This is a genomic window from Bradyrhizobium sp. (assembly GCF_030646015.1).
GTDB lineage: Bacteria > Pseudomonadota > Alphaproteobacteria > Rhizobiales > Xanthobacteraceae > Bradyrhizobium.
Genome location: NZ_JAUSLT010000168.1, coordinates 1 through 5,672 on the forward strand (window position 1 = coordinate 1; position 5,672 = coordinate 5,672).

General features: G+C 66.2%; 3 protein-coding genes and 1 pseudogene. 3 read left to right on the forward strand and 1 reads right to left on the reverse strand.

Annotated features, from left to right (window positions below; genetic code table 11):
* Positions 1-214 precede the first annotated feature (214 nt).
* Together Q7T45_RS24775 and Q7T45_RS24780 are read left to right on the forward strand one after the other, a co-directional pair.
* On the forward strand, positions 215-2,263 hold the full coding sequence (locus tag Q7T45_RS24775) for an elongation factor G (protein ID WP_304874419.1): 2,049 nt from the start codon (positions 215-217) through the stop codon (positions 2,261-2,263).
* 144 nt (positions 2,264-2,407) lie between these two features.
* Positions 2,408-3,250, forward strand: a complete 843-nt coding sequence (locus Q7T45_RS24780; protein ID WP_304874421.1) for a shikimate dehydrogenase — start codon at positions 2,408-2,410, stop codon at positions 3,248-3,250.
* A gap of 168 nt (positions 3,251-3,418) precedes the next feature.
* On the opposite strand, the gene Q7T45_RS24785 is transcribed toward Q7T45_RS24780, so the two are convergent.
* The gene (locus Q7T45_RS24785; RefSeq protein WP_304874422.1) at positions 3,419-4,555 is read right to left on the reverse strand and encodes an alpha-hydroxy acid oxidase; all 1,137 of its coding nucleotides are present in this window, start codon (positions 4,553-4,555) and stop codon (positions 3,419-3,421) included.
* A gap of 484 nt (positions 4,556-5,039) precedes the next feature.
* On the opposite strand from Q7T45_RS24785, the pseudogene glmM reads away from it, so the two are divergent.
* Positions 5,040-5,672, forward strand: a pseudogene (gene glmM / locus Q7T45_RS24790) (phosphoglucosamine mutase); the annotation flags it as partial.

Below are 5,672 nucleotides of genomic sequence, written 5' to 3' on the forward strand. Positions count from 1 at the left end.
CGCGATGGATCAACAAGCCCACCAACACCGTCCACACGATCAACGGCACGGCGTATGGGTCCCCGCTTTCGCGGGGACGACGAGTCCGCGCCGTCCCTGTGCACCTCACAATGCATCGCAGCAGCAATATTTCCCGCTTGCCAAAATCACGGGACAGGCGGAGCATTGGCGTGCCGACCCAATCATGGGCCGAGCTCCAAACAAGGAGGCGGCAATGGGACAAGACGTCAGAAGTCCCCGAGGCCCCCGGTGCATTGCGCTGGTGGGCCCTTTCCAGAGCGGTAAAACCACACTTCTCGAAGCCATATTGGCGCGCACCGGCGCCATTCCCCGCGCCGGCAGCGTCGATGCGGGAACCTCGGTCGGGGACGCCAGCCCCGAGGCCCGCCATCACAAGATGGGAACCGGCCTCACCGCCGCCGCCACCAGTTTCATGGGCGAAAGCTACACCTTTATCGATTGTCCCGGCTCGGTGGAATTCGCGCACGACATGCGCGCCGCGATCCCCGCGGTCGATGCCGCGGTCGTGGTCTGCGAGGCGGACGAGAAGAAGCTGCCGCAGCTGCAGATCATCCTGCGCGAGCTCGAGGACCTCGGCATTCCGCGCTTCCTGTTTCTCAACAAGATCGACCGCGCCAACAAGCGCATCCGCGAGACGCTCGCGACCCTGCAGCCGGCGTCGCGGATTCCGCTGGTGCTGCGGCAGATTCCGATCTGGAACGGCGACCTGATCGCCGGCTTCGTCGATCTCGCGCTGGAGCGCGCCTTCGTCTACCGCGAGCACAAGGCCTCCGAAGTGGTGGCGCTGGAGGGCGGCGATCTCGACCGCGAGAAGGAAGCCCGCTTCTCGATGCTGGAAAAGCTCGCCGATCACGACGACGCGCTGATGGAGCAGTTGCTCGAGGATATCGCGCCGCCGCGCGACGCGGTGTTCGACGATCTCGCCCGCGAATTGCGCGAAGGCCTGATCTGCCCGGTGCTGCTGGGATCGGCGATCCGCGAGAACGGCGTGTTGCGGCTGATGAAGGCGCTGCGGCATGAGGCGCCCGACGTGACCGCCACCGCCAAACGGCTCGGCGCATCGTCGCAAAAGGATGCGCTGGCCTATGTGTTCAAGACCCTGCATCTGCAGCACGGCGGCAAGCTGTCGCTGACGCGCCTGCTCGCCGGCCACCTCGACGACGGCGCCACGCTGCAATCGTCATCGGGCGAGCACGGCAGGGTGTCCGGCATTCTCGGGGTCAGCGGCCTGCACGACAGCAAGCGTCCCTCCGCCGAAGCCGGCGACACGGTGGCGCTCGGCAAGCTCGACACCATCAAGACCGGCGACACCGTGTCGAGCGGCAAGACCGCGCCAAAGGCGCTGCTCGGCATCGAGCCGACGCCGCCGGTGCTGGCGCTGTCGCTGTCGGCCACCGACCGCAAGGACGACGTCAAGCTCGGCCAGGCGCTGCTGCGGCTCAACGAGGAGGATCCCTCGCTGACCATGATCCACAACCCGCGCACCCACGACATCGTGCTGTGGGGGCAGGGCGAGATGCATCTGCGGGTGGCGCTGGAACGGCTCAAGGATCGTTTCGGGGTCAACGTCAAATCGCAGCCGCCCTCGATCGGTTATCTCGAAACCATCCGCAAATCGATCACCCAGCGCGGCCGGCACAAGAAGCAGTCCGGCGGCCATGGCCAGTTCGGCGACGTGGTGCTGGAGGTCAAGCCGATGCCGCGCGGCGGCGGCTTCGAATTCCACGAAAAGGTGGTCGGCGGTGCCGTGCCGAAAAACTATATCGGCGCGGTGGAAGAGGGCGTGGTCGACGGACTGTTGAAAGGGCCGCTCGGCTTCCCCGTGATCGACGTGCAGGTGACGCTGATGGACGGCTCCTATCACAGCGTCGACTCCTCCGATCTCGCCTTCCGCACCGCGGCGCGGATCGGCGTCTCCGAAGCGCTGCCGCAATGCTCGCCGGTGCTGCTGGAGCCGATCCATGTGGTCGAGATCGTCTGTCCGACCGAGGCCACCGCGAAGATCAACGCCATCCTGTCGGGGCGGCGCGGCCAGATCCTTGGCTTCGACACCCGCGAGGGCTGGCCGGGCTGGGACCGCGTCCGCGCCATGATGCCGGAAGCCGAGATCGGCGAGCTGATCGTCGAGCTGCGGTCGGCGACGGCCGGCGCCGGCAGCTTCACCCGCCAGTTCGACCGCATGGCCGAAGTCACCGGCCGCGCCGCCGACCAGATCATCGCCGCGCATAGCGTGGCGGCGTGAATAACGGCGGTGCCAGCGCTCCCTCGCCCCGCAAGCGGGGCGAGGTAAGCTGAGCCTGCTCCCTACCACCGGCATTGACAGCGCCGCCGGCTTGCCCGATCTCAGCAGTGGCGCCCGCTCCGAGGCGTCGCACTGGAATCGACGATGACCGCCGCAACAAAACCCCCCGCCGCGTGCCTGATCGGATGGCCGGCGGCGCATTCGCGCTCGCCGCTGATCCATCATTACTGGCTGCGCACCCTCGGCATCGCGGGCGGCTACGTCATCGAAGCGGTGCCGCCCGACGAGTTCAAGGATTTTGTCTTTCGGCTGTCGCTTCGCGGCTTCGTCGGCGCCAACGTCACCCTGCCGCACAAGGAGCAGGCGCTGGCGCTGTCGAAGCCCGACGAACGCGCCCGCGCCGTCGGCGCGGCCAATACGCTGTGGTACGAGGCCGGCGAACTGCGCTCGACCAACACCGACATCGAGGGCTTCATCAACAACCTCGACGCCTGCGCGCCCGGATGGGACCGCGCCGAAGATGCGCTGGTGCTGGGCGCCGGCGGCGCGTCGCGCGCGGTGGTGTTCGGATTGCTGGAGCGCGGCGTCAAGCGCGTGCATCTGGCCAACCGCACGCTCGATCGCGCGCGCGCGCTGGCCGACCAGTTCGGCGCCGATGTGCACCCCGTCGCGTGGGAGGCGATCGCCGAGGTGCTGCCGCGCGCGGGCCTGCTGGTGAATACCACGTCGCTCGGCATGCATGGCCAGCCCGCGCTTCAGATCGATGTCGCCCTGCTGCCGCCGCACGCCGTGGTCGCCGATCTCGTCTATGTGCCGCTGGAAACGCCGTTGCTGGCCGCCGCGCGCGGGCGCGGCCTGCAGGTCGCCGACGGGCTCGGCATGCTGCTGCACCAGGCGGTGCGCGGTTTCGAATTGTGGTTCGGCCAGCGGCCGCAGGTCACCGCCGAGCTTCGGGCGCTGGTCGAGGCCGATCTCGGGAAAGTCTGAGCGCCGATGTGACGGACCCCTCTCCCCTTGTGGGAGAGGGTGGATCGAATGCGCTTCGCGCATTCGAGACGGGTGAGGGGTTGGTTCAACGGGCAATGCGCCTGCGGATAGAGACCCCTCATCCGGCGCTTCGCGCCACCTTCTCCCACAAGGGGAGAAGGGAAGTATTCAAATCGCCAGCACGTGGTCGTCGATCTCCGCGATGGTGTTGACGCCGCACAGGCCCATGGTGACGCTGAGTTCGTTGCGCAGGATGTCGAGCGCTTTCTCGACGCCGGGGCCGCCATAGGCGCCGAGGCCGTGGATGTAGGCGCGGCCGATCATGCAGGATTTGGCGCCGAGCGCCAGCGCCCGCATCACGTCCTGGCCGGAGCGGATGCCGCCGTCGAACATGATTTCCATCTGCGAGCCGACGGCGTCAACGACCTCGGGCAGGACCTCGATCGAAGACGGCGCGCCGTCGAGCTGGCGGCCGCCATGGTTGGACACCACCAGCGCCTCCGCGCCCGTCTTCGCCGCTTCCTCGGCGTCCTCGACGTCGAGAATGCCCTTCAGGATCAGCTTGCCGGGCCAGATCGACCGGATCCACTCGATGTCCTTCCAGTTCAGCGACGTGTCGAACTGGGTCGCGATCCAGGTGCCCAGTGCGGTGATATCGTCGGTGCCCTTGAGGTGGCCGACCAGGTTGCCGAAGGTGCGGCGCTTGCCGCGCAGCACGCCGGCGACCCAGGCCGGCTTGCTGGCGAAATCGACCAGCTTTGAAAGCGACCATTCCGGCGGCACCGTCATGCCGTTCTTGATGTCGGCATGGCGCTGCCCGATCACCTGCAGGTCGACGGTCAGCACCAGCGCGCTGCATTTCGCCGCGATGGCGCGCTCGATCAGCGCCTTGATGAAGCCGCGGTCCTTCATGACGTAGAGCTGGAACCAGAACGGCTTGTCGACATTGGCGGCGACGTCCTCGATCGAGCAGATCGACATCGTGCTCAAGGTGTAGGGAATCCCGGCGGCCTGCGCGGCGCGGCAGGCATGGATTTCACCGTCGCCGTATTGCATGCCGGTGAGCCCGACCGGCGCCAGGATCAGCGGCATCGCGGCGGGTTCGCCGAGGATGGTGGTCGAAAGATCGCGCTTCGAGACGTCGACCAGGATGCGCTGGCGGAATTTGATGGCCTGCAGGTCGTCGACATTGGCGCGCAGCGTGTCCTCGGAATAGGAACCGCGATCGGCGTAGTCGAAAAACGCCTTCGGCACTTTGCGCTTATGGACCTGGCGCAGATCCTCGATGGTGGTGATGTGTTTCATAAGCGTTCCCGGCCCCTCTTGCATTGTCGCCTTGACTGCTCATCTAGCACGCTTGGGGGTTCGGCAAAATCGCTGCACGGCAAGGCCGTCAGGAGGGCATTCAGGACCAGACCATGTTTCGGCCGTAAGGACGTCGAAGCCGCCGGGAAGCGCCGGCCGGACCAGGCGTTGCAGGAGGGGTTGGAGGAGACGTTTTCGGGCCCGGATTCGGTCAATGTACCCCAGCCGCCGGCCTCCAAAGCCGACTGACACGTCGAGCGCAGCGAGAAATCGGCCTGCCGGCAGGTTCCTGCCATGGCGTAATTCCTTTAATAACAATACGTTAGGTCCAATATTGCTGTTCGGCCGCCGGTAATGATTCATCATATTTTTTGAAGCCATTTTAGCTCCGGAGGCACTATAACCCCCTTGCACGCCATGGTAGGCGGGCGTTCGCGGTTTCTCGCCGGGTGGTTGGAGAAGTCGCGGCGATGCTGGGGGTACCATGAGTCGTAAATATTTCGGGACGGACGGGATTCGGGGCCGTGCCAATGGTCTGATCACGCCGGAGCTGGCGCTCAAGGTCGGGCAGGCCGCGGGCCTGGTATTTCAGCGCGGCGAACATCGCCACCGCGTCGTGATCGGCAAGGACACGCGCCTCTCCGGCTACATGCTCGAGAACGCCCTCAGCTCCGGCATCCTGAGCATGGGCGTGGACGTGCTGTTCATCGGCCCGCTGCCCACACCGGGCGTCGCCTACGCCACGCGCTCGCTGCGCTGCGATGCCGGCATCGTCATCACCGCCTCGCACAATCCCTACGATGACAATGGCATCAAGTTCTTCGGCGCGGACGGCTTCAAGCTGCCCGACCCCATCGAGGCACAGATTGAAAGCCTCGTCTTCAGCGGCAACATCGAGACCGTCCGCCCCTCCGCCACGGAAATCGGCAAGGCCGTCCGCATTGACGACGCGCTGGGCCGCTACATCGAGTTCGCCAAGGCCAGCTTCCCGAAGGGCCTGACGCTCGACGGCATGAGAATCGTGGTGGACTGCGCGAACGGCGCGTCCTACAAGGCCACGCCCAGTGTGTTGCGCGAACTCGGCGCGGAAATCTTTGTCTTCGGCAACACGCCCGAC

What these genes read in the sequence shown, in the direction of transcription:
- Q7T45_RS24775 (WP_304874419.1), top strand. Translation starts at nt 215, where the DNA reads ATGGGACAAGACGTCAGAAGTCCCCGAGGCCCCCGGTGCATTGCGCTG.
- Q7T45_RS24780 (WP_304874421.1), top strand. Translation starts at nt 2,408, where the DNA reads ATGACCGCCGCAACAAAACCCCCCGCCGCGTGCCTGATCGGATGGCCG.
- Q7T45_RS24785 (WP_304874422.1), bottom strand. Translation starts at nt 4,555, where the DNA reads ATGAAACACATCACCACCATCGAGGATCTGCGCCAGGTCCATAAGCGC.